Source organism: Curtobacterium sp. 9128 (genome assembly GCF_900086645.1).
GTDB lineage: Bacteria > Actinomycetota > Actinomycetes > Actinomycetales > Microbacteriaceae > Curtobacterium.
Map to the genome: position 1 here is coordinate 466,911 of NZ_LT576451.1, position 21,844 is coordinate 488,754.

Below are 21,844 nucleotides of genomic sequence, written 5' to 3' on the forward strand. Positions count from 1 at the left end.
CGGGAGGGCGAGCCGTCAGCGCTCGACGTTCTCCAGGTCCTCGAGCAGGCTCTCGTGCGTCGGCTCCCATCCGAGCGTCCGCCGGGTGTACTCGCTCGAGGACGGCTGGTCCATCGCGAAGATCGGCGCGAACGACCCGAACGCATCGTCCGCGACCCGCTCCACCGGCAGCCCGAGCCGTCGCCCGATGACCTCGGCGATGTCGCGGACCCGATCGGCCTCGTCCGCGACGGCGTGCCACGCGGTGCCAGCCGGGGCCCGCTCCAGCGCGATCCGGAACAGCACCGCTGCGTCACGCGCATGCACAGCCGGCCACCGCTGCTCGCCGTCGCCCGGGTACCCGGCGACCCCGCTCTGGCGTGCGATCTCGGTGAGGATGCCGGCAAACCCACCCGTGCCGTCCGCGTGCACGGTCCTGGGGAGACGGATCGCGGAGACCCGCACGCCGCGCGAGGCCAGGTCGAGCGCGGCGAGCACCGATCGGGCACGGCCGGCGACCGGACCCTCGAGGGGGAGCGGATCCGACTCGACGGAGGCACGACCGGGAACCCAGGGCGTGCCAGACACGACGACGAACGGCCGGTCGGAGCCGACGAGCTCCTCGCCGAGGGCGGACATCGCTGCGGACTCCTCGGCGATGCCCGCGGCGAGCGCCTCGGGAGAGCTGAAGTCGTTCGAGAACGCCAGGCTCACGACACCGTCCGCGTCACGGGCACCGGCTCGGAGGACGTCGAGGTCGGACAGCCCGCCGCGGACGGGCTCGGCGCCGGCAGCGGTGAGCGCTGCAGCAGAGCGATCGGAACGGGCGAGCGCGGCGACCGTGTGCCCTGCCGCGATGAGTTCGGCGACGACGGCCGTGCCGATCGTGCCGGTTCCGCCGGTGATGAAGACGTGCATGGGATGCTCCTGACAGTGATGGGACCGTTGTCTCATCACCGTACACCCGGGATGGGACGATTGTCCCGTCACGTATGATCGTTCCATGGCGCGATGGGAACCCGGTGCTCGGGAACGACTGGTCCTGGCCGCGGTCGACCTGTTCTCCGAGCTGGGCTACGACGAGACGACGGTCACGCAGATCGCCGAGCGCGCGGGTGTGACGAAGAGCACGTTCTTCCGGCACTTCCCCGACAAGCGCGAACTCCTGGTCGCCGGGCAGGAGACGCTGAGCCGGCTGCTCGCGTCGGGCATCGCCGAGGCCCCCGTCGACGCGACGCCGCTCGACGCCGTTGCCGCAGGGCTCCAGCGGGCATCGGACGAGATGGGCCCGATGAACCGCGAACTCGGACCACGGCTCAAGGCCGCCGTCGCCGCGAGCGCCGAACTCCAGGAACGCGATGCCCTGAAGAGCGTCGGGATGGCGGCCGCGATGACCGAGGCGCTCGTCGCGCGCGGCGTCGGCACAGCGCCCGCTCGCCTCGCCAGCGAGATGGGGGTGCTCGCGTTCAAGCAGGGGTTCGATCGCTGGTCGGGCGGGGACCGCTCCGACGACGACCGCCTCGACCACCACACCCTGACCGCCCTGTCGGAGCTCCGGGAGGCGGCCGCCACGCTCGGCTAGCCTGCACGCCATCGCGTTCGAGAACGTCGGGCATCGAGTGCGCGGATCAGGCCCTGTCGTGCAGCGTGATCTGGTAGCCGTCGGGGTCGGCGAACGTGAACGTGCGGCCGAAGGGGCCGTCGATCGGTGCCGAGACGATGGTGTGCCCGTCAGCGACGAGAGCGGCGTGGATCTCCTGGACACCGGTGGCGTGCAGCCAGATCGCTGCACCGACGCCGGGCTGCGGGGTGCCGGCGATGTCCGTACCCGGGATGACGTCGCGGAGCGCGAACGCGATCGGGGTCGTCTCGAAGACGACGGCGTGCGGCGGCCCGGCCTGCGAGCGGACGAGGCCGAGGTACTGCTCGTAGAACGCCTGGGATGCGGCGAGGTCGGTCGCCTGGAGGTTGATGAAGTCGGGGCCGGTGACGGGCATGTGGTACTCCTTCGGGCTGTGTCAGTCTTCTGACACACCTGAACCTATGTCAGACTACTGACATGAGTCAAGACCGGGCCGGCATCGACCTCGAGACCTCGCTCGGGTACCTGCTGAAGGAGGCCGCGAGTGCCCTGCGCGCCGCGATGGAGTCGGTGCTGCGCCCGCTCGGGCTGACGGTCACGCAGTACTCGTGCCTGGAACTGCTCGCGCAGCGACCCGGCCTGTCGAACTCCGACCTCGCACGGGGCGCGTTCGTCACCCGGCAGTCGATGAACGTGCTGCTGCAGGCGTTCGAGCGCGACGGCCTGGTGACCCGCCCAGCGGCACCCCCGGTGGGGAAGGCGCTCCCGACACAGCTCACCCCGTCCGGTCGGGAACTGCTCGAGCACGCGAGCGCCGCCGTGCGGTCGGTCGAGGACCGGATGCTCACCGGGATGTCGACGGACGACCGGGCGGTCGCGTTCCGGAGCCTGCGGAGCATGATCCGTTCACTGCGGGTCGACGAGCAGCCTGGCGGGTGACGCTGGCGGGGACGGAGGTTCGGATTCGCCGATGACGGATCCGGTTCCCTGAACCCGGGTTCGCGGAACCGGATTCGTCAGGAGCGCCGTCGGATCACCTTCGGTCGGGCCGCAGCACTGATCGGTCGGACCGGAGGTGTCGCCGGAGGGCGATGAGGCCGGCCGATGCCCCGATCGCGGGGATCGCGAAGGCCAGGAACGCACTCAGCGCGATCACGATCGACCGGTGCGTCCGTCCGGGGTCCTCGCCAGGCAGCTGCGCGATCACCACGAGCACCCAGGTCGGGAATGCGACGGCGATGGACCACAGGACGATCACAGCGCAGGTGAGCACCACGACCCACGGCGAGCGCCTGCGCTGTGATGGTTCATCGAGCATCCGTCGAGTCAACCAGCTCCGGTCAGTCGCGGGAGTTGATCAGCCCGAGGTAGCGGCCGAAGCGGGGCTTCGGCTCGTCGCGCAGCGCACGCTGGGCGGGCCAGCAGTCGCGGTCGTCGAGGGTGGTGTTCGTCCGGTCGAGTTCGTGGCTCATCGGTTGCTCCTTCGCATGGGGTGACGAGTACGACACCGGCGAGCGACGGGGCATTCCCGACTCAGGGCGCGCCGTGCGTGACGGTGATCCGGGCTTCGCGCGGGTTCACCAGGGTCTTCGAGACGTAGAGCGGACGCCCCGCGAACCGCAGGCTCCGTGTCAGCACGAGCACGGGCTCCTCGGCCGGGACACCCAGACGGTGCCCACGGGTCTCACCCGGGGTACCGATCGACACCTCGGTGGTACCGGGCCCGGGGACGATGCCGGCGTCGAACATCGCAGCGAGCATCGTCTGGTCGGGTCGGCTCATCCGGATCAGCTCGCGGACGGGGGCGAACTCCCCGACCAGGGCGTCGTCGGGCGGCAGGTGCTCCTGCACGAGTCCGACGACGGTGTCCCCGCGGCGGACGACGCTCTCGACGAACCAGGACGGCGACGACTCCGCGATGCCGAGCGACTCCGCGGCGAACAACCCCGTGCGGTCCTGTACGACCATCTCCGTCCGCTCGACGTCGCCGCCCTCGGGCACGAGCAGGCGTTCAGGGGCCTCGACGCGCTCGAGCCCGGCGACCGGCAGGCGCTCCGCGACGAAGCGGCCGATGCCCCGTCGGGAGCGGATGAACCCGTCCTCCTCGAGGAAGATCAGCGCCTCGCGCACGACCGTCCTGGACACCCCGAGCAACTCGACCAGCTCCGCCTCGGACGGCAGCAGGATGCCGGGCTGGATGGCGCCGCCACGGATCGCGTCGCTGATGCGCATGTACGCAGCGACGCGGAGCGGGACTCCGGCGTGCGCAGGGAGCGGGCCCCGGAGGACGTCGGCGGTCGTCATGTGCTCAGCCTCTCAGACCGCGGTCCGTGCGGCGGTCGCAGCCCGGGACCGGTACGACGCGAACGGCTCGAGGTCTGGCTGCGATGCCTCGTGCGCCACGGCCGCGGCGCCGACGTGCGCTGCGGTCGCGAGCGCGTCCTCGGCGGAGAGCCCGGCTGCGAACCCGATGGTCACGGCCGCGGTGAAGGCGTCACCGGCACCGACCGTGTTCCGGACCTCGGCGCGGACCGACGGCACGTGCACGACGAGACGTCCGTGCTCGAACACCGAGGCACCCGACGACCCCGCCGTGACCACCACGCGGCGACACCGAGCGAGCTCGGGGAGTGCGGCCCACTCGAGCTCGTTGACGACGAGCAGGTCGGCGCGGTCCAGCGTGGCCTGCGCCAGACGTCGAGCGGGAGCGGCGTTGATCGCGACGAAGGCCCGGGACCGGACGACGACCTCGTCCACCACGGCCGGGTCGACCTCGAGCTGGGAGAGGAGCACGTCGGATTCGGGGAGCGCACCGGGCACCCCGACCAGGTCGTTCGCCCCCGGGAACACGGCGATCGCGTTCTCACCGGCGGCGTCGACCGTGATCGCCGCTGCACCCGTCGGCGCGGCCGAGGTCCTGGTGACCAGCTCCGTCCGGACGCCGACGAGCCGGAGCTGCTCGACCGCGAACGCCCCGTCCGGGTCAGCCCCGACGGCGCCGATCATCGTGACCGCAGCGCCGAGCCGTGCGGCGGCGACGGCCTGGTTCGCGCCTTTGCCGCCGAGGAACGTCCGCCGCTGGGTCGCGAGGACGGTCTCACCCGGGGCGGGGAGTTCAGGAACCCGCAGCACCGAGTCGACGTTGATGCTGCCGACGACGGCCAGCGACGGCAAAGCGGGCGAGGACGGCAGAGCGGGCACGGCCGTCACGCGGGCACCGTGTCGAGCTCGAGGATCCGGGTCCGGATCACGTCGGCGGCAGACGCTTCCGCCGTCACCACGACCCGCACCACCGGACCGTCCGCAACCGGCACGGTGCGGCCGCGCTCGTCGCCGTCCGTCACCACGTCGAGCGGGGTCTCGCGGACGGTCGGTGCGACCTCACCCGCGGCGATCGCCGCAGCGAGCGGGTCGTGCAGCGGTGCTCGGCGGACGTGGTCGACGGTCTCGTAGAAGTCGATGTAGCGGTGGAGCATCGTCCCGAGCGCCACCCGGAGCGGGTCGCCCGCGGCGATGAACCGGTCACCGTCGCTGTCGTCGAACCGGTGCTGGCGGGTGACGTCGAGCGGCACGAGCACCAGGTCGAACCCGGCGGTCAGGACCCGGCGCGCGGCTTCGGCGTCGTTGTGGATGTTCGCCTCTGCGGTGGGCGACACGTTGCCGGGCTCCCACACCGCCCCGCCCATGATCGTCAGCGTGCCGACCAGCTCCGGCAGGCGCGGCTCCAGCTCGAGCGCGACGGCGAGGTTCGTGAGCGGGCCGATCGCCAGCACGTCGAGCTTGCGGTCGCCGAGCGCATGGGACCGTGCCAGGCGCACCAGCAGCTCGGCGGCCGGATCGGCGGCGGTGGCCACCCCGGCGGGCAGGTCGACACCGCCGACACCGTTCACGCCGTGCACGTGCGGGGCGCCCCCGCCGTAGACGCCGCCGAGCGGGTCGTGCGCGCCGACGGCGACCGGCACCGATCGCCCGACCATGCCGAGCAGCGCCGAGGTGTTCACCGCCGCGGTCGCGGAGTCGATGTTCCCGGAGACCGTCCCGATGCCGACCAGGTCCACGTGCGGGACGTCGAGCAGGTACGCGAGGGCGAGGGCGTCGTCGACGCCGGTGTCGCAGTCGAGGAAGAGCGGGATCGTGGGGGTGGTCATGCGGTTGCGGCTCCTTCGGGGCGGGCTCCGGCGGGCAGAGCGTTCGGGGTGGGACGGAGGACGAGCGCTGCGGCGAACGCGGCGGCGGTGAGGGCGACGGAGATCCAGAGCGCCAGGTGGTACCCCTCTGGCGTGCCGGCGCTGACCGCAGGGCCGACCAGGGCCACACCGGTGCCGGCTCCCAGTCCGAAGCATGCACCGTGGATCCCGGGCAGGGAACCCGGAGCGTCGGCGGGGGCGTTCAGCACCGACAGGCCGTTCGCCGTCGCCTGGTACAGCCCGAGGTAGAAGACGCCCATCACGATGAGCAACCCGAACGCGACCCACTTGTCGAGGGCGAAGAGCGCGAGCGCGATCGAGATCAGCAGGATCGCACCGGTGGCCATGCGGAGCGACCGCACCCAGCCGATGCGCTGGGCGATCCACCCGGCGGCCGGCGCCGTCAGCAGCCCGGCGACGGCGGTCGGGGTGAGGAAGAGCAGCCCGGACATCGCCGCGTTCAGGCCGAAGCCGTTCGCGCCGTCCTGGCTCAGCACGACGACGGTGAAGTTCGTCGACGCGAACACCCCGGACAGCGTCAGGAACGTGCACATCAGCACCGGCCACGCCGTTCGAGCCCGGAGCGCCGGGACCGCGATGAGCGGCTGGGCCACCCGCCGCTCGACGAGCACGAACGCGACGGCTGCCACGACCGCGACCGTCAGCCACACCAGCGTCAGCGGGTCGGCGATCCCGCGGGACGGCACCTCGCTGACGAACTGCGAGAACCCGACCAGGAACGCACCGAGGATCGTCGCGCCCAGCCAGTCCATCCGGCGAGCCGCGCTCCGGCGGACCCGCGGCACGAACGCCAGCACCGACAGCGTCCCGAGCACCGCGACGACCAGGATCACGACGAACACCGCCCGCCAGCCGAACGCATCGGTGATCGCACCGCCGATGTACCCGTCGAGCCCGCCGAGGCCGCCGTTCACCGCAGTCACGACCCCGACCGAGATGCCGAACTGCTTCGCCGTGAGCTCCTCCGACAGCACCAGGAACGCGATCGTCAGCGCTGCCGACGACGTCCCCTGCAGCACGCGGCCGGTCAGCAGGAGGGGGAGCGACGGTGCCGTGACCGTCAACAGCGTCCCCACGAGCAGCGCGGCCATCGTCACCAGGAGCGCGCGGCGCCGCCCGATGGTGTCCGACCAGCGCGACACCACCATCCCGAGCACCGACCCGGACAGGAAGAACAGCGACTGCACCTGGGACACCACACCGGCCGAAGCGTGCAGGTCCGCGGCCATCGACGGGATGGCCGGGGTGAGCAGACTCGCGTTCAGCTGGAACGCGAGCACCGCGACGATGAGCGATCCGACCAGCAGGGGGATGCGAGCGCCGGACAGGCGCTCGCGTTCCGCTTCGGGGCGAGCGGGGGCGACAGTCATGCGAACTCCTTCGTCCGGTTGTCGTACGTACCTGTAATACAGGTCCGTACTCTATGGTCCGCACGGCACGCTGGCAAGCGGGCCGACCCCGATGGCCGGTTCCGGCCGCGGAGCCGCCACGATCGGACGGGAGGCACGGGTCGGGCCCGCACCGAGCCTCCCGTCCGGCGGGTGGTGACTACCGGCTCGGCGCGACCATGCGGAGGACGTCGCGGACCAGGCGCCGCGGGCGCTCCTCGTCGACCGGCAGGGCGAAGGCGACACGGTAGTACAGCGGCGCGATGACGTGGTCGAGGACCTGCTCGGCGGTCGGCACGGCCTCGCCCCGGCCCTCGGCGCGGCGAATGAGCGCCGATGCCTGCTCGAGACGGGTGTCGGTCACCTCGCAGTGCGCGACGACGTCCTGGCGGGCGGCCACCATCGCCCGGAGGTACCGAGCGCGCTCCGGCCGGGTGATGTCGCGCGTGACGATCAGCGCCCACTCGGTCAGGTCGCCTGCGAGGGTGCCCGTGTCGGGGAGCTCGTCGCCGTCGCGGGTGAGGGCCGCGACCGCGACCTCCTCGAGGAGCTCGTCGACGTCACCCCATCGTCGGTAGAGCGTCGTCGGGTTGACGCCAGCGCGCTCGGCGATGACGGGGAACGTGATGCGCTCGGCCCCCTCGCCCACGAGCGCGCCGACGGCCGAGTAGACGGCGGAGAGCACGCGGCTGCTCCGCCCACCTGGCCTGGTCGTCGACGTCGCGGACATGGTCCAACTATCGCAAAGTTCTTTGCTTTTCGGAAGCGGGCGGTCTACTGTCCCAAAAGCAAAGTTCATTGCTTTTGATGGAGGACTCCATGGTGTTCCCTCGCCCGGTCGCGTTCCTGGTCGCCGGAGCCACCGGTGCTGCGACCCTGACGGCCGCTTCAGCGCCGTCGCCGCTCTACCCCGTGTACCAGCGGCTCTTCGGGTTCTCGGCGTTCACGCTGACGTTGGTCTTCGCCGTCTACGTCGGAGCGCTCCTCGTGGCCCTGCTCACGGTGGGGTCGCTCTCCGATCGGATCGGACGTCGACCCGTGGCGTCCGGGGCGATGGTGCTGCTCGCGCTCGGCATGCTGCTCTTCGTGGTCGCCGGCGGGACCGGCGGGCTCATCGTCGCCCGGGTCGTGCAGGGGTTCGCGGTGGGCGCGGCGACCGGCACGGTCACGGCGATGATCCTCGACGCCGCCAAGGACCCGCGGCGAGGGTCGATCGTCAGCAGCGCTGTCCCGTCGCTCGGCATCACGATCGGCGCGGTCCTGGCGGGAGCACTCGTCGAGTTCGCGCCGTTCCCGCGCCAGCTCGTGTTCTGGGTCCTCGCGGCCGCGTACCTGCTCCTCGCCGTGCTCGTCTGGTGGATCCCGGAGCGCACCCGACCGGCATCGACCGATCAGGGACCGCTCTGGCGCGCACTCCTGCCGAGCGCGGCGCTGCCGTCCGTCGTCCGCCCGGCGTTCCTCGCGCTCGTCCCGTCGATCGTCGCGACGTGGGCGCTGTCCGGCCTGTCGTTGTCACTCGGGTCGTCGGTCATCGGCACGCTGCTCGGGGTGCACAGTCACTTCGTCGTGGGACTGGTGCTCGGGGCGTTCTTCGTCGCGGGGACGATCGGCGGCGCGGTCTCGACGATCCTGCCGCCGTCGACCCGGCAGTGGTTCGGGTACGGGACGCTCGCCGGCGGCGTGGTGGTCATGCTCGTGGCGGTCATGGCGACAGCCCTGCCGATCTACGTCGTGGGGTCCGCGATCGCCGGGCTGGGCTTCGGCAGCACGTTCCAGTACGCCGTCACGACGCTCGGCGCGGCTGCTCCCCAGGACCAGCGCGGCCAGGTGTTCGCGACGATGTACATCGTCAGCTACGCGGCGTTCAGCGTGCCGGCGCTCGCGGCCGGCCTCGCCACCGCGGCGGTCGGGCTCGAGCCCACCGTGCTCGCGTACGGGGCGTTCGTGGTCGTCCTGGTCCTGGTCGCGGTCATCGCCGGGCCGCGAACGCGTCGATCGCCCGCTGCGCGATGAGCACGCTGATCGAGTCGGACCATCCCGAGGTGCACACTCGGGTCCACCATGCCGCCCGACATCCGCGCGCTCGACAGCTCCGACGTCGACGCCCTCCAGGCGTTGCTCGAGGCGACCCCGGACTACTCCGAGCAGGTCACCGGCTACCCGCCGGGACCGTCGGACGCGCTGAGCGCCCTCATCGCGGTCCCTCCCGGGTACGACCCGGCGGGCAAACGGGGCGTCGGGCTCTGGGCCGACGGGGAGCTGACCGCGTTCGGAGACGTCCTGATCGGCTACCCGGATCCCCGCACCGCGTACCTCGGCCTGCTCATCGTCCGGGGCGATCGCCGACGGCGTGGACACGGCCGTACCCTCCACGACGCCCTGCTCGCCGACGTCCGCACGGCCGGTGCCTCCGTCGTGCGGGCCGGGATCGTGGACAGCGTCGAGCGCGAGGCCGCTCCGTTCCTCCGTTCTCTGGGCTACGAACCGACCGGTGAGCAGAAGCCGTACCGATACGACCACCTCGTCAGCGTCACCCGCTTCTGGGAGCTCGAGGTGGGGTGAATGCGAGCGCGTGGATCCAGGGGTGCCCCGGATGCGCCCGTTCCAGAGCGCTGCGCAGCCATGCTGCAGCGCGCTCGTCCAGGAGCGGCAGGCAGGCGTCGAAGTCCTGCTGGTCCTGCGGCCGGAGGCCCGGTGCCTTGTGGAGGAGCTGGACCTCTGGCCTGAGGTAGCTGATCCCGTCGCGCTCCCAGAGGAGCTCCGACACCGGCAGCGTGATGCTCCGGTCGCGCTTGTAGCCCCACTTCCCGGAGTCGATGTCCATCAGGAGGACGTCGTACTCCCACGGGTCCGACCCACTCTGACGGAGCCAGAGGTTGCCGCAGGTCTCGGGCAGGGCGTCCGTCTCGTCGACCAACGGCCGCAGGGCTCCCTGACCAGCTGCCCAGACGTCCATCCAGCCCGCGAGGTGTGCGCGAAGCAGTGGCACATCGGAGCGGGCAATGCTCGGGTCGATGTCGCCGTGGGGTCGACTCCGGCCCGTGAACGTGTTGATCGCCCATCCGCCGGCGACCCACCAGGTGCTGGGGAAACCCGCGAAGAGCGCTGCGACATCCGCAGGGGTGCGCGGACGCCAGGGACCGTAGAGACGCACGAGTTCGTCGTGCTCGAGTCCGTCACGCACGTCCGACCTCCTCCCGGATGCGCCCGAGCCCGGCGCGACACTGCGAGAGGTACTCGTCGTACAGGTCCGGACGCCGGTAGCGGGCCCACCGGGTGACGTCGACGAGGTGCAGTGCCGTCATCGCGGCCAGCGTTCGTCGAGCAGCATCCGACCCGAGTCCGGCGCTGGCGACGAACTCGTCGTACTCCTGACCGGTGATGGACCCGTCGACGAAGGCCCACCGGAACACTCGTCGCGCGTCCGTCCAGGGCGTCGGGCCGGTCTCGGCGGCACCCCAGTCGATGAGCACGGGCGGCTCGTCGGGACCGCGCGAGATGAGGTTCCGCGGGGCGAGGTCTCCGTGCGCGAGCCCGAACTCGACCTCCTCGCGGGTCAGCGGTTCGAGCAGTGCTCGGACGTCCGCGGCCGATGCGTACGCGCCGTCTCGTCGGAGGGGGTCGTCCTCGACGAGTGCGGCGAGGTTGTAGTCCAGGTGCGCTGCCCAGGCCTGGCGTAGGTCGGGCCCGAACCGTGAGTACAGCGACACCGGCGCCCTGTCGAGCGGGATAGTGCCGACCGCCACCGCGTACCGACCGAGCCAAGCCCACGGCTGCTCGATCGGACGCGGATCGGGCTCGATGTACTCCGAGATCGCGAACGGGATGCCGGCCTCGACGCCGTGCAGGACGGGTGCCGCAACCGGGATGCCGACCTGCGCCGCTTCCGCCATAGCCCACGCCTCGACGGGGAACTCGTCCTCGCGGAGCGGATCGACGGGGAACCGCAGGACGATCGGAGACGCATCGACTCGTTCCACCCGGAGGGTGTGGTTGACCGAACCGCCCGCGAGCGGGGCCACGTGCTGCGTCGTGGCACCGACCACCCCCAGGACCGCACGGAACCACGGTTCGCCGACCGCTTCGTTGGACACGGACCCATCATGGCCCGGTAGACGGGGGGTGACGTCTGCTCGTGTCCGACGTAGGGTCGAGCGCAACGACAGGGGGAACACATGGGGAAGTGGACTGTGAGTGAGATCGTCATCGCGGCTTGCGCGGGGATCTGCGTCGTCCTCGGGCTGGTCGTCGCACCCATCGCATCCGGGTCCGTGTGGATCCCGCTCCTGATCGGTGCCGCGCTGATCGCGATGCTCGTCCGCATGCGTCGACAGCGAGCACGGCCCACCCGCTGAACGACGGTCCGCTCACGCCGGGAGGCGGCCGGTTCGATTCCGTCGGTGACCGATCCGGTACCCCAACCGCGGGTTTCGGGAACCAGATCGGTCATGGCCCGGTTCGAAACCCCGGTCGCCGCGCGTCGCGTGCTCCGTTCCGCCATGCTGTGTCGATGACGCACGACGACGTGACACTCAGCTGGCGGACCCCCGTCGAGGACCGGGAGCTCGTGGAACTCACCGCCGCGCACGGTGGGACCCCCGAGGCCGGGTGGTGGGACCGCGTCCGACCGCACTCGCTCGGCTGGGTCGCTGCTCGAACGCCTGACGGAGCGCTCGTGGGCTTCGTCAACGTCGCGTGGGACGGCGGCGACCACGCGTTCCTCATCGACACGAAGACGCACCCGTCGCACCAGCACCAGGGACTCGGCACCGCGGTCGCCCGGCACGCCGTCGCCGAGACGCGCGCTGCCGGGTGCGAGTGGCTCTTCGTCGACTACAGCGCCGACATGGCCCCGTTCTACGAGGACGCGTGTGGGTTCGCTCCGACCCGGGCGGGCCTCGTCCACCTCCGCTGACGGGGCGGGAGCGATCGCAGCGGTCGCGCGGTCAGACCGGGGCGAGCGGCTGTCGTTCACCCGTCGGGAGCTCGACCCGGATGCGGTCTCCCGGTCGGACGGTCCCGCCGGTCACGACGACGCTCATGACGCCGCCCTTGCGTTCGACCGAACCGTCCTCCGCTCGGCCGAGCACCTCGCGGAGGAGACCCGACTCGAAGTCGTTGATCTGCTGGCACGGGTTCCGCAGCCCCGTGACCCGGACGCACGCCTCGTCGCCGAGGTGGAGCAGCGTGCCGGTCGGCAGCCCGAGCAGATCGACCCCGCGGGTCGTGACGTTCTCGCCCATCTGGCCCGGCTCGACCGTGTATCCGGCATCCGCGACCTCGTCGAACAGCTCGGCATGGATCAGGTGCACCTGACGCAGGTTCGGTTGCGACGGGTCCCGTGCCACCCGGGAGCGGTGCTGCACGGTCGTGCCGGCGTGCGCGTCGCCCTCGATGCCCCACCCCGCGACGAGCGTGACTTCGTCCACCACCGACTTGCTGAACCGGTGCTCGCCGTCGCGACTCACCGCGACCACCCCTGCTTCGTCCTCGAGTTCCCCGCTCATGGCTCGATCCTCGCGGACTCCGCGGGATCGCGCGACCCCCGGTTGTCCCCCTCACCGTCGGCGTCCTGCGGCGGAGCCGCCGTCGCGCTCGCAACGGTCGGGCTGACGATGTTCCGGGCGGACGATCCCGGCGTGACCCAGTTGAACGCATCGGCGCTCTCGCTCGCGTTGATCGGAGCGGTCGCGGCGGTCGTTGCCGCTCAACTGCGACGTCACGGCGCGAGGACCAGTCCCTGACCCCGTCATGGTGCACCGGTCGGGGAGCGCAGCCGCGCCGCCCCGTAGGGCACCAGCCGCAGGTCGTCGTCCAGCCCGTGGTCGAGCACCGGGCTGGCAATCGCCGTCCACGACAACGATCCGGACATGCGCGAGGTGTCCCGAGGTCGGGTCGTGCGGCTGCTCGACGGGCACGATCACCTCGACGCACTCCGCTGGTAAGGGCATGGTGGATGCATGACCACCACTGCAGCGCTGCAGGAACGCATCCACTCCGAGCTCACCCGGCTCCGCGAGCAGCACGGCGTCCCGGGCGCCTCCGTGGCGATCGCGGTGGGGTCCGACGTCGTCGAAGCGGCCTCCGGCGTGCTGAACACCCGCACGGGGACCCCGGTCACCCCGTCGTCGCTGTTCCAGATCCAGTCCATCACGAAGGTGTTCACCGCGACCCTCGTGCTGCAGCTCGTCGGCGACGGGCTCGTCCAGCTCGACGAACCGGTCCGGACGTACCTGCCGGAGTTCCGCACGGCCGACGATGCGGTCAGCGCCGGGATCACCGTCCGGCACCTCCTGACCCACACCGGCGGCTTCGAGGGCGACCTCTGGCAGCCCACGACCGACGGCCCGGACGCGCTCGACCGCTTCGTCCGCGACCTGGTCCGCCACGCTCCGCAGCACAGTGCGCCGGGGCAGCGGTGGGCCTACTGCAACGCCGGTTACGGCACGCTCGGGCGGCTGGTCGAGGTCACGCGGGGCACGACGTACGAGCAGGCACTCCGGCGGTTCCTGCTCGAGCCGCTCGGCATCGAGGACGTCGCCTTCTCCGCGAGCCAGGCCCTGGCGTACGGGACGGCGATCCCCCACGTCCACGGATCGGACACGGGCGAGCTCGGTCCGTCCCGCGAGTGGGCACTCATGCCGCCGTCGAACCCGGCCGCCGGCAACCAGCTCGCCATGTCCGCGCCGGGACTCCTCGCCCTCGGACGGCTCTTCCTGGCCGGCGGGGTGGGCCCGACCGGGCAGCAGGTGCTCTCGGGGACGTCGACCGCGATGATGCTACGACCCGAGGTACCGATCCGCGGCATCGGCCCCGTGCCGTCGTTCCAGTCGCTGGGCTGGGCCCTGCTCCGGCCGGGCATCGCCGAGCACGGCGGCGGCGCCCCCGGCGTGGCCACCCAGCTGGCCATCGCAGAGGACGGGTCGGTGGCCGCTGCCGTCGTCACGAACGCCGATGCTGGAGGGCAACTCGCGCGCGAGTTGCTGGACCCGGTGTTCGCCGAGTTCGCCGGCATCCGTCCGACCCCGCCTCCGCCCGTCCCGGGGCGGACACACCTGGTCCCCGACGCGACGCCGTACCTCGGTCGCTACGCCACCCGGCAGACCGAGTCCGAGGTCACCCGCGATGCGGATGGGCGGCTCTGGCTCTCCGAGGAACCCGTGCGCGAGGGCGCTGCCATGTACCGCACCGCGGGGTCGTCGCCCACCGTCGCGAGGTACGAGCTCCGCCCGATCGACACCGAGATGCTCGGGCTGGTCGCCGACGAGCAGCTCGTCGGCAGCATCGCGTTCCTCGAGCCCGACGAGCACGGCGGGTTCCGGCTGCTCGCGAAGGCGCGGATCGCCGAGCGACGGTCCTGAGCGCGGTCCGCCTGCCGGCCAGGCTCCGACTGGCAGGCTGGGACCGTGCACACCACGCTCGACTCCGCGACCGACGTCGTCACCGGCATCCGCTTCCCCGAAGGGAACCGCTGGCACGACGGCCGGCTCTGGTACTCGGACATGCACACGGGCGAGGTCTTCTCGATCGACCCCTCCACGGAAACCGGACCACGGCTCGAGGCCACGGTCGACGGCCAGTCGTCGGGCCTCGGGTGGCTCGCCGACGGGCGGCTGATCGTCAGCGCGATGGAATCCCGCACGGTCGTGGCCGTCGAGCCCGACGGGACCACGTCCGTGTTCGCCGACCTGTCGGCGGTCGAGTCGTCGCTCGTCAACGACCTGGTCGTCGACGACGCCACCGGCCGGATCTACATCGGCGCGTTCGGCTACGACCTCTACGGCGGCGAGGAACTGCGCCCGGGGCCCCTGTACGTCGTCGAGCAGGACGGCTCCGTCCGCCTGGCAGCAGACGGCCTCGTCTTCCCGAACAGCGCGAACGTCCTCCCCGGCACGCGGACGTTGGTCGTCAGCGAGACCTGGGCCCACCGCCTGACCGCCTTCGACATCGCACACGACGGGTCGCTGAGCGGCCGGCGCGAATGGGCAGCGCTGCCCGACGGCGTGACCCCCGACGGCAGCACGGTCGACGCCGAGGGGGCGATCTGGGTCTGCTCGGTCGACACCGGTGAGTTCCTCCGCGTCCTCGAGGGCGGCGAGGTCACCGACCGCATCGATGCCCCGGGTCGGTGCGCGATCGACTGCGCCCTCGGCGGTCAGGACGGGCGGACGCTCTACCTCGCGACCGCGGACAGCTACGACCCGGCCACGACGGCGCGGACGCGGGCCGGGCGCATCAGCGCCGTCCGCGTCGCGGTGCCGGGCCAGGCGGCCGGCCGCTGACGGTCCGGCCGGCGCTCCGGTGCTGGCCACGGACGGACGGGAGGCTCGTGGCGGGCCCGCACCGTGCCTCCCGTCCGGTGGGTGGTCGGGCCGGTCAACCGTCCAGGTGCGCGACGCGGCGGAGGAGCTCGAGGGCGAACCAGTCGCCGGTGTGGAGCCGCTGGTACAGGTAGGAGCTGGTCGCCCGTGCCTGCACGCAGGCGAGCGCGAGTCCGGCGTCGACGTCGGCGGCTGCCGCGAAGCGCCGGATCCGATCGCGGAACGCACGCTCCGGGTCGGTCGCGTCCAGCAGCGCCTCCCGCTTGCCCGCGCCGACGGTGAACGCGTCGTACGCAGCCGTGCCGCGCCAGCCCTTCGGGTCGATCGCCAACCACGGCTGCCGCTCCGCGCCCAGCACGTTGCCGAAGTGCAGGTCGCCGTGCAACATCGTGGACGTCGACTCGTTCGACAGCGCCCGGATGGTGCTCCTCGCACGGTCGAGCACGGCCGTCGGCAGGGCGTCGGGGAGTACGGCGACCTGCTGGTCGAGCTCGGCCTCCCAACCCTCGGTCGTGTCGGCGAGCGCCGGCGTGCCCGCCGGTGCCGGGACCGCGAGCCGGCGAGCGAGATCGCCCGCGATGTCGATTGCCTCCTCGGCCGTCGCGACACTGTCGAGCGACTGCGGCCCGGCCCGTTCCAGGAGCAGCGCGAAGGCGTCCTCGTCGGCGTCGAGGAGCCGGACCGCGCCGTCGCCAGCGAAGCTGCGGAGCGCGTGCGGCTCGCTGCGGTTGCCCGGGTGCGGGAACGAGACCTTCAGCGCTGCTGGCACATCGCCCCGACGAACCGGCAGGACGACGGCGACCTCGCCGTGGGTCGGGGCACCGTCGAGCTCGCAGCCCCACTCGGCGAGCAGCCGCGAGACGATGGCCGGCAGCTCGGCGAGCCAGGCCGTCCCGGCTGCTCCTTCGCGGCTTGTCATCGCACGGGTCAGGCCCTCCGGGACGTCGATCATCCGGGGCCCGCGATACCCAGCTGTGCGAGAGCGGCATCCGCGCCGTGGACCGTGGCCCGCCAGTCCGGACGTCGGAACCGCCGCCGATCGAGCCGGACACGCACCTCGTCGACCGGCTCACCGGGGCGAGGTGCCACGCGCGTCACACCGTTCGATTCGTAGCCGAGCGAGCGGGAGACCGCCAGTGACCGCTCGTTCCAGGACGCCGCGCTCGATTCCGCCCACTCCGCACCGAGCACGTCGAACGCGAAGAGCAGCAGGCCGGCACGCATCTCCGTTCCGAATCCCCGGCCCTGCGCGGACGTCGTCAGCCACGAGCCGGAGCCGACGGTCCGGCGATCGGCGAAACCGCGAGCGCTGAGGTCCTGCACGCCGACGAGTGCTCCGTCGACGTGGACCCCGAACGCGATCGACCAGTTCTCGGGCGACACCTGACGGAGGCTCCACTGGTACATCGCGAGGTTCCGGGGGATCTCCTCGGGGGCAGCATCCGTCCACGGCACACCGAACGGCATGCGGTCCGCGTCGTGGATGCCCTGCAGTGCGGCGACCGCCAGAGCGGGGAGGTCCTCGTCGCGGATCGGGCGAAGGGTGAGCCGCGGCGTCCTGATCTCGAGTGCGAACAGCGGCCAGACGTCGTCGATCCCCATACCGACGAAGGCTAACGTGGCCGCACGTCGGATCTCGGATCACGGGTCAGGTTCGGTCGAACTCCACGATCGCCGTCACGTGAGCGGTCGCGGTCACCATGCGCTGGTGCCACTCGCGGGGATCACCGTCACGCCGATCGACGTCCTGCCCGAAGTCGTCTCGCGCCCGGAACCGGATGGCGTCACCGTGGAACGCACCCACGGTCCCGCCTCGCGCGGCCACGAGCATCGGCCACGTGACGTCACTCGCGATCGAGGTCTCGCGGCTGTGCGTGACGATCGTCTGCGCGGTGGCACGGTTCATCAGGCGCATCGCGATCATCAGGTCCCACCGGCCCTCGAGTCCGTTCGCCAGTCCGTAGACGTGGTTGACGAGTTCCTCGGTTCGTCGGAGTCGCTCCGGCGCCTCCGCCATCGCGGCTGCGGAACGCCCGACGACGAGGAGGTCGTGGTCGCGTTCGGCCAGGCAGCGCTCCACCTCGTCCCGCGCGGTGCTCAGCCAGCGCAGGACGTGGTCGAGGTCGGAGTAGAACACCCGGGCGAGGCCACTCCCGACGCCGAGCGCGAGGGCGTCCTGCCGCGCCGTGCCGATCCCCACCGTGCCGGCGCCGTGCTCGCCGAAGGACGTCGGCAGGTTGAGTGCCCGCAGCGCGTCGATGGTCGCCGGGTGGGTCTCTGCCGTCGCGTTCACTGCCAGGGCGCCGAACACCTCGGAGAGGCTGCGGCCCGCGTCCTCGATACCCGGGGCGAACCGGCCCAGCGGGTCGTGGCAGGTCACGGCGAGCGCGACGTCGCTGGTGGTGCTCACCTCGACCGCCCGCCGTCCGAAAACGGGACGTGCTCGCAGAATCCGACGGCCCTGCCATCGACGCCCGTGAGCGCTTGGATGACGAAGGCGTGCGTGACCACCAGCACCGCAACGCCGTCCCGGGGGAGTCGCGCGAGCGCTGCTGTTGCGCGCTCACGGATCTGCTCGGCCCCCTCCCAGCGTGCACCAGCCTGCGGGACTCCGTGATGGTCGCGGAACTGCTGGGTCGCCCGCTGCCACCCGGCATGGGTCTCCGTTGCGGAGATGCCCGATTCCCACTCGCGGAGGTCGATGTCGACCGTCAGCGGGAGCCGTAACCGCAGCGCGATGATCGCCGCGGTCTGGAGCGTGCGGGTCATCGGTGAGCTCACGATCTCCGACAGACCGAGGCGCTCGAGCGCTGCGGCGGTTTCGTGCGCCTGCTGTCGGCCCGCTCGCGACAACGGCGCGGTGTCCCGAGACCGGAAGTCGAGACCGCGTGCCTCGATCGCCTCGTAGTCCGGCTGCGCGTGCCGGAGCAGATGGATTCGGGACACCGCTCCACACTAGGACGGCTCCCTCGACAAGCGTGTCGAAACGCGGCACGCTCGGCTGCAGGACGAACGGGGGACGCAGTGAACCGAGTGGTGGCGTGGACTGCGGTTGCGGTCATCAGCACGCTGATCGTGGTCTTCTTCGCGATGTACCAGGTGAGTAGCTGTGCGGATGCCGCGCCGGGGCACGGCGAGAGCGTGTGCACCTCCGGACCCGCGATCGGCGTTCCCGGTCTCTGGGTGGTCTCGATCATCGGCGCGGTCGTGGTCGCCGTTGCCGTGTGGCAGATCGTCCGAGCGTGGCGGGCCCTGCCACGATGACGTGGTGAACAGCGTCGTGCGCCTCATCCGCTCCGAAGCACTCAGCGACACGGCGGAGTACGCGTACGCGGCCACGGCACCCAGCGGCACGCGCTTCGTGTTCCTCGCGGGTGCCTGCCCGCTCGAGCCGGACGGTTCGACGGCGGCGGTCGGCGACTACGCCGGGCAGGCCGCGAAGTGCGTCGAGACGATGCAGGAGGCGCTCCGAGCCGCCGGCGCGACCATCGGGGACGTCATCAGCACGCGGGTGCTCGTCGCGTCCGCCCGACAGGCCGACCTCGTCGCCGCATGGGAGGTCGTACGGGACGCGTTCGGAACCCACGACGTCCCGAGCACACTGCTCGGCGTCACCGTCCTCGGCTACGACGACCAGCTCGTCGAGATCGAGGCAGTGGCAGCGGTTCGCGACGGCGAGCCCGCCGTCGGGTGACCCGCTCGAGCTGGCTCGCATGACGGGGAAGGCGTCGACGACGCGGACCGCGGCCGGTTCGGCAGGGTGGACGTCACCGACACGGCCGCGGCGCTCGCGGCCCACTTCCCGCCGGCGTGACCGGCCCGATCAGCGGGTCGCGAGGAAGTCCGTCAAGGACGCCCGCGTCGCGACGAGTTCGTCGATCCGCTGCGTCATCTCGTCGCGCATCCGCTCCACGGTGTCCATCACGGCTTCCCGGTCGACGGTGTCGTGCCGGCCGGTCACACACGGTGAGATCTGTCGGACGTCGTCCCGCGAGAAGCCGATCTCGAACATGGTGCGGATCGTCCTGGCGAGCTCGACCGCCGGTTCGGAGTAGTTCCGGTAGCCGTTCGCCGAGCGCTCCGCGGTGAGCAGCCCCAGTTCCTCGTAGTAGCGGAGGGACCGGGGGCTGACGCCGGAGCGGGCGCTGAGTTCGCCGATGTTCATCCCGAGGCCTCCTACCCGCTTGACCTTCACATGATGTCAGACATTACCGTGACGGTCGACGAGGGACACCCGACCACGGCATCCCAACACGGAACGAGGAGCAGGACCATGCGGAAGACGATCGACGTCGGTGGACGTGCACGCACGATGACCATCGTCGGGGCCACGGCTGCCGACCGACCACGCGACCTGCTGCTGGTGCTGCACGGGTCGAGGCAGCAGGGCGAGTCCCACCGCGCCTTCACCGGGCGGATGTACGACGGATTCGCAGCCGACGGGGGTGCGGTCGTGGCGTACCTCGACGGACACCGTGGCAACTGGAACGACGCCAGGCGACAGAGCTCGTTCCCGGCCCGACTCGACGACATCGACGACGTGGGTTTCGTCCGGGCAGCGATCGCGTCGCTCGTGGACTCGCACGGCATCGACCCGACGCGCGTCTTCGCCGTCGGCTACTCGAACGGCGGCCAGATGGTCATGCGCCTCGTCCACGAGGTGCCGGAGCTCCTCGCAGGCGCGACCGTCATCGCCGCGACGATGCCGGCGGCGGAGGACTTCCTCGCCGCCGATGCCCTCGCTGTCCCGATGCCGATGCTGCTCGTCCACGGCACGTCTGACCCGATCGTCCCGTTCGGCGGCGGCCCGATGAAGCGCTGGGCCGAACGCGCATTCAAGGTCGGCGGCACGGCGCTCTCGGCGCCGGACACAGCGGCGTACTTCGCCCGGCGCAACGGCATCGCGGCAGCTCCGACGACCGCGCGTCGTGGGACCGGGAAGGTCTGGACGGAACAGGTCGACCACGCCGAGCCCGGACATGCGCCCGTGCGGTTCCTCGCCGTGCACGGTGCCGGGCACACCGTGCCCGGGCCGAAGCGCGGTCCGTTCGTCATCGGCCGGACGGAGCGCAGTTGGTCGATGGCCGACGAGATCGCGACCTTCTTCGGGGTCAGGACGCGCGCTGCGAGCGGGTCCCGCTGACCGACGTGGGGCTCACGACAGCTCCACCCGGTCGTGCGGCACGGCGGCGAACCGCTGACCGGGGTACCGCAGGCCCGCGAAGTACATGTTCGTGTGCGCGACGATCTGCTCGCCGGTGATGACGACTCCGTCGTGCTCGGCGTCCGTCGTCGTGTGCGCATCGGACACCAGCGTGACGTCGAACCCGCGTGCCGCCGCTGCCTGCGTGGTCGTCCGGACGCAGTAGTCGCTCTGCGCCCCGGCGACGACGAGGTGCTGCACACCCAGCCCGTCGAGCACCTCGGCCAGGTCCGTACCGGCGAAGGAGTCCCGGAACTCCTTCCGCACGAGCGGCTCGTCGGCATCGCGCACGAGCGGTTCCGCCAGCGCCCAGCCGTCTGACCCCTCGGAGAAGTCGTCGTGGTCCTGCACCCAGACGACCGGCACCCCCTCGGCACGGGCACGATCGACGAGCCGAGCGACGCGGTCGAGCACGGCGTCGGCGTCGAAGCAGTCCACGACGACACCGCGCTGCAGGTCGATGACGAGCAGAGCGCTGGAGACGGTCACAGCGCAAGTGTCCCATCGCACGCCGGACTCTGGCATCGTCGAGCCGTGCGCCCGTCGACGATCCTCCTCGCCGCCATCACCGTCGTCTTCGGAGTCGCGACGGTCGTCCTCGCGGTCCTGATCGGTCCCGACGAGGGACAGGCCCTGTCCACCGAGCTCCGTCTCGGCATCCTCGTCACCGTCGCGTTCGGCGTCGCCTGCGTCACCACCGAGGTCAACCACCGCCGGCGGGCACGCCTCCGGCACAAGACCGACGCCCATCCCGGCACCGCGTTCGTCACCGCGCACGCGACGGATTCGACGGCCGCCGACCTCGCCGCCTGGAACCCCAGCCTGCGCATCTGGTTCCCGTGTGACCTCGGCTTCGACCGGACGGGGATCACGAGCTGGTCGACGCGCGACGACGGGCCGGGGATGCCGATCGCCCTCCGCTCGGAGGTACTCGGGTTCGACGTGTTCCGCGAGCCCACGCCGCGCGGTGTCGCGTACCGATGGGGGATCGTGGTCCGCCTCGCACCGAGGAGGTCGTGCCCCGGAGCGGTCCACCTGTGGGTGGCCGACGACCAGCCGGCGCAGGACGAGTACGCGATGCGCCGGACGATCAGTCGGATCGAGTCCGCACTCGGCACCGTTCGCTGACCAGCACCGTCCGGTGGCGGTGACCGGTCACCGGA

General features: G+C 71.6%; 31 protein-coding genes. 12 read left to right on the forward strand and 19 right to left on the reverse strand.

The features are described 5' to 3' along the window. Nucleotides 1-15 precede the first annotated feature (15 nt). On the reverse strand, nucleotides 16-897 hold the full coding sequence (locus tag QK288_RS02330; protein ID WP_281266211.1) for an NAD-dependent epimerase/dehydratase family protein: 882 nt from the start codon (nucleotides 895-897) through the stop codon (nucleotides 16-18). Between the two features lie 85 nt (nucleotides 898-982). Between QK288_RS02330 and QK288_RS02335 the strand changes: the two genes are divergently transcribed. Continuing rightward, nucleotides 983-1,561, forward strand: coding sequence for a TetR/AcrR family transcriptional regulator (locus QK288_RS02335; RefSeq protein ID WP_281266212.1), 579 nt, complete (start codon nucleotides 983-985; stop codon nucleotides 1,559-1,561). A gap of 46 nt (nucleotides 1,562-1,607) precedes the next feature. On the opposite strand, the gene QK288_RS02340 is transcribed toward QK288_RS02335, so the two are convergent. Then, entirely contained in the window at nucleotides 1,608-1,976 is a 369-nt protein-coding gene (locus QK288_RS02340) for a VOC family protein (protein ID WP_281266213.1), read from the reverse strand. 62 nt (nucleotides 1,977-2,038) lie between these two features. Here QK288_RS02340 and QK288_RS02345 point away from each other — a divergent pair, with 62 nt between their 5' ends. Continuing rightward, nucleotides 2,039-2,500, forward strand: a complete 462-nt coding sequence (locus QK288_RS02345; protein ID WP_281266214.1) for a MarR family transcriptional regulator — start codon at nucleotides 2,039-2,041, stop codon at nucleotides 2,498-2,500. Between the two features lie 94 nt (nucleotides 2,501-2,594). Here the strand turns inward: QK288_RS02345 and QK288_RS02350 are convergent, their stop codons facing one another. The 7 genes from QK288_RS02350 to QK288_RS02380 all read right to left on the reverse strand — a co-directional run bounded on the left by QK288_RS02350 (nucleotide 2,595) and on the right by QK288_RS02380 (nucleotide 7,887). Next, the gene (locus QK288_RS02350; RefSeq protein ID WP_281266215.1) at nucleotides 2,595-2,879 is read right to left on the reverse strand and encodes a hypothetical protein; all 285 of its coding nucleotides are present in this window, start codon (nucleotides 2,877-2,879) and stop codon (nucleotides 2,595-2,597) included. Nucleotides 2,880-2,901: 22 nt separating this feature from the next. Beyond that, nucleotides 2,902-3,033, reverse strand: a complete 132-nt coding sequence (locus QK288_RS02355; protein ID WP_281266216.1) for a hypothetical protein — start codon at nucleotides 3,031-3,033, stop codon at nucleotides 2,902-2,904. A gap of 61 nt (nucleotides 3,034-3,094) precedes the next feature. Then, nucleotides 3,095-3,865 (reverse strand): GntR family transcriptional regulator, encoded by a 771-nt coding sequence (locus tag QK288_RS02360; RefSeq protein ID WP_281266217.1) that lies wholly within the window; start codon nucleotides 3,863-3,865, stop codon nucleotides 3,095-3,097. A 12-nt stretch (nucleotides 3,866-3,877) separates the two neighbouring features. Beyond that, nucleotides 3,878-4,771 carry a PfkB family carbohydrate kinase gene (locus tag QK288_RS02365; RefSeq protein WP_281266218.1) on the reverse strand — a complete coding sequence of 298 codons (894 nt, stop codon included), beginning with the start codon at nucleotides 4,769-4,771 and terminating at the stop codon, nucleotides 3,878-3,880. After that, a complete protein-coding gene (locus tag QK288_RS02370) occupies nucleotides 4,768-5,709 on the reverse strand; it encodes a nucleoside hydrolase (RefSeq protein ID WP_281266219.1) in 942 nt (313 codons plus the stop codon). The genes QK288_RS02365 and QK288_RS02370 overlap by 4 nt, the downstream gene beginning before the upstream one ends. Continuing rightward, nucleotides 5,706-7,139: an MFS transporter gene (locus QK288_RS02375; protein ID WP_281266220.1), complete on the reverse strand. Its 1,434-nt coding sequence runs from the start codon at nucleotides 7,137-7,139 to the stop codon at nucleotides 5,706-5,708. Before QK288_RS02375 ends, QK288_RS02370 begins: the two co-directional genes overlap by 4 nt. A 178-nt stretch (nucleotides 7,140-7,317) precedes the next feature. Next, on the reverse strand, nucleotides 7,318-7,887 hold the full coding sequence (locus tag QK288_RS02380; RefSeq protein WP_281266221.1) for a TetR/AcrR family transcriptional regulator: 570 nt from the start codon (nucleotides 7,885-7,887) through the stop codon (nucleotides 7,318-7,320). A gap of 89 nt (nucleotides 7,888-7,976) precedes the next feature. Here QK288_RS02380 and QK288_RS02385 point away from each other — a divergent pair, with 89 nt between their 5' ends. Both QK288_RS02385 and QK288_RS02390 read left to right on the forward strand, forming a co-directional pair. Beyond that, nucleotides 7,977-9,170, forward strand: coding sequence for an MFS transporter (locus QK288_RS02385; RefSeq protein WP_281266222.1), 1,194 nt, complete (start codon nucleotides 7,977-7,979; stop codon nucleotides 9,168-9,170). 48 nt (nucleotides 9,171-9,218) lie between these two features. Next, on the forward strand, nucleotides 9,219-9,719 hold the full coding sequence (locus QK288_RS02390; RefSeq protein WP_281266223.1) for a GNAT family N-acetyltransferase: 501 nt from the start codon (nucleotides 9,219-9,221) through the stop codon (nucleotides 9,717-9,719). On the opposite strand, the gene QK288_RS02395 is transcribed toward QK288_RS02390, so the two are convergent. Both QK288_RS02395 and QK288_RS02400 read right to left on the reverse strand, forming a co-directional pair. Then, nucleotides 9,688-10,341, reverse strand: coding sequence for a hypothetical protein (locus QK288_RS02395; protein WP_281266224.1), 654 nt, complete (start codon nucleotides 10,339-10,341; stop codon nucleotides 9,688-9,690). The two genes, QK288_RS02390 and QK288_RS02395, sit on opposite strands and share 32 nt — an antisense overlap. Then, nucleotides 10,334-11,251, reverse strand: a complete 918-nt coding sequence (locus QK288_RS02400) for a phosphotransferase (protein WP_281266225.1) — start codon at nucleotides 11,249-11,251, stop codon at nucleotides 10,334-10,336. The genes QK288_RS02395 and QK288_RS02400 overlap by 8 nt, the downstream gene beginning before the upstream one ends. Nucleotides 11,252-11,332: 81 nt before the next feature. Between QK288_RS02400 and QK288_RS02405 the strand changes: the two genes are divergently transcribed. Together QK288_RS02405 and QK288_RS02410 are read left to right on the forward strand one after the other, a co-directional pair. After that, the gene (locus QK288_RS02405) at nucleotides 11,333-11,512 is read left to right on the forward strand and encodes a hypothetical protein (RefSeq protein ID WP_281266226.1); all 180 of its coding nucleotides are present in this window, start codon (nucleotides 11,333-11,335) and stop codon (nucleotides 11,510-11,512) included. A 155-nt stretch (nucleotides 11,513-11,667) separates the two neighbouring features. Continuing rightward, nucleotides 11,668-12,072: a GNAT family N-acetyltransferase gene (locus QK288_RS02410; protein WP_281266227.1), complete on the forward strand. Its 405-nt coding sequence runs from the start codon at nucleotides 11,668-11,670 to the stop codon at nucleotides 12,070-12,072. A gap of 31 nt (nucleotides 12,073-12,103) precedes the next feature. Here QK288_RS02410 and QK288_RS02415 read toward each other — a convergent pair whose 3' ends face one another. Together QK288_RS02415 and QK288_RS02420 are read right to left on the reverse strand one after the other, a co-directional pair. Beyond that, complete coding sequence (locus QK288_RS02415) at nucleotides 12,104-12,664, reverse strand: MOSC domain-containing protein (RefSeq protein WP_281266228.1); 561 nt, start codon at nucleotides 12,662-12,664, stop codon at nucleotides 12,104-12,106. A 242-nt stretch (nucleotides 12,665-12,906) separates the two neighbouring features. Beyond that, nucleotides 12,907-13,029, reverse strand: a complete 123-nt coding sequence (locus tag QK288_RS02420; protein ID WP_281266229.1) for a hypothetical protein — start codon at nucleotides 13,027-13,029, stop codon at nucleotides 12,907-12,909. 88 nt (nucleotides 13,030-13,117) lie between these two features. Between QK288_RS02420 and QK288_RS02425 the strand changes: the two genes are divergently transcribed. After that, nucleotides 13,118-14,518, forward strand: a complete 1,401-nt coding sequence (locus QK288_RS02425; RefSeq protein WP_281266230.1) for a serine hydrolase domain-containing protein — start codon at nucleotides 13,118-13,120, stop codon at nucleotides 14,516-14,518. 45 nt (nucleotides 14,519-14,563) lie between these two features. Beyond that, nucleotides 14,564-15,439, forward strand: a complete 876-nt coding sequence (locus QK288_RS02430) for an SMP-30/gluconolactonase/LRE family protein (RefSeq protein ID WP_281266231.1) — start codon at nucleotides 14,564-14,566, stop codon at nucleotides 15,437-15,439. A gap of 94 nt (nucleotides 15,440-15,533) precedes the next feature. Here the strand turns inward: QK288_RS02430 and QK288_RS02435 are convergent, their stop codons facing one another. The 4 genes from QK288_RS02435 to QK288_RS02450 are packed head-to-tail and all read right to left on the reverse strand — an operon-like array spanning nucleotide 15,534 to nucleotide 18,424. Further along, nucleotides 15,534-16,430 carry an aminoglycoside phosphotransferase family protein gene (locus QK288_RS02435; protein WP_281266232.1) on the reverse strand — a complete coding sequence of 299 codons (897 nt, stop codon included), beginning with the start codon at nucleotides 16,428-16,430 and terminating at the stop codon, nucleotides 15,534-15,536. Next, the gene (locus tag QK288_RS02440; RefSeq protein WP_281266233.1) at nucleotides 16,427-17,080 is read right to left on the reverse strand and encodes a GNAT family protein; all 654 of its coding nucleotides are present in this window, start codon (nucleotides 17,078-17,080) and stop codon (nucleotides 16,427-16,429) included. Before QK288_RS02440 ends, QK288_RS02435 begins: the two co-directional genes overlap by 4 nt. Nucleotides 17,081-17,126: 46 nt before the next feature. Then, the gene (locus tag QK288_RS02445) at nucleotides 17,127-17,888 is read right to left on the reverse strand and encodes a hypothetical protein (protein ID WP_281266234.1); all 762 of its coding nucleotides are present in this window, start codon (nucleotides 17,886-17,888) and stop codon (nucleotides 17,127-17,129) included. Then, nucleotides 17,885-18,424: a histidine phosphatase family protein gene (locus QK288_RS02450; protein ID WP_281266235.1), complete on the reverse strand. Its 540-nt coding sequence runs from the start codon at nucleotides 18,422-18,424 to the stop codon at nucleotides 17,885-17,887. The genes QK288_RS02445 and QK288_RS02450 overlap by 4 nt, the downstream gene beginning before the upstream one ends. Before the next feature lie 78 nt (nucleotides 18,425-18,502). Between QK288_RS02450 and QK288_RS02455 the strand changes: the two genes are divergently transcribed. Both QK288_RS02455 and QK288_RS02460 read left to right on the forward strand, forming a co-directional pair. After that, nucleotides 18,503-18,742, forward strand: coding sequence for a hypothetical protein (locus QK288_RS02455; protein WP_281266236.1), 240 nt, complete (start codon nucleotides 18,503-18,505; stop codon nucleotides 18,740-18,742). 4 nt (nucleotides 18,743-18,746) lie between these two features. Next, the gene (locus QK288_RS02460; RefSeq protein ID WP_281266237.1) at nucleotides 18,747-19,172 is read left to right on the forward strand and encodes a Rid family hydrolase; all 426 of its coding nucleotides are present in this window, start codon (nucleotides 18,747-18,749) and stop codon (nucleotides 19,170-19,172) included. Between the two features lie 129 nt (nucleotides 19,173-19,301). Here QK288_RS02460 and QK288_RS02465 read toward each other — a convergent pair whose 3' ends face one another. Further along, the gene (locus QK288_RS02465) at nucleotides 19,302-19,643 is read right to left on the reverse strand and encodes a MerR family transcriptional regulator (RefSeq protein WP_281266238.1); all 342 of its coding nucleotides are present in this window, start codon (nucleotides 19,641-19,643) and stop codon (nucleotides 19,302-19,304) included. Between the two features lie 108 nt (nucleotides 19,644-19,751). Here QK288_RS02465 and QK288_RS02470 point away from each other — a divergent pair, with 108 nt between their 5' ends. Continuing rightward, the gene (locus QK288_RS02470) at nucleotides 19,752-20,621 is read left to right on the forward strand and encodes a PHB depolymerase family esterase (RefSeq protein ID WP_281266239.1); all 870 of its coding nucleotides are present in this window, start codon (nucleotides 19,752-19,754) and stop codon (nucleotides 20,619-20,621) included. 12 nt (nucleotides 20,622-20,633) lie between these two features. On the opposite strand, the gene QK288_RS02475 is transcribed toward QK288_RS02470, so the two are convergent. Beyond that, complete coding sequence (locus tag QK288_RS02475; RefSeq protein WP_281266240.1) at nucleotides 20,634-21,170, reverse strand: cysteine hydrolase family protein; 537 nt, start codon at nucleotides 21,168-21,170, stop codon at nucleotides 20,634-20,636. Nucleotides 21,171-21,215: 45 nt separating this feature from the next. Here QK288_RS02475 and QK288_RS02480 point away from each other — a divergent pair, with 45 nt between their 5' ends. After that, entirely contained in the window at nucleotides 21,216-21,809 is a 594-nt protein-coding gene (locus QK288_RS02480; RefSeq protein WP_281266241.1) for a hypothetical protein, read from the forward strand. The last annotated feature ends 35 nt before the right edge of the window (nucleotides 21,810-21,844 follow it).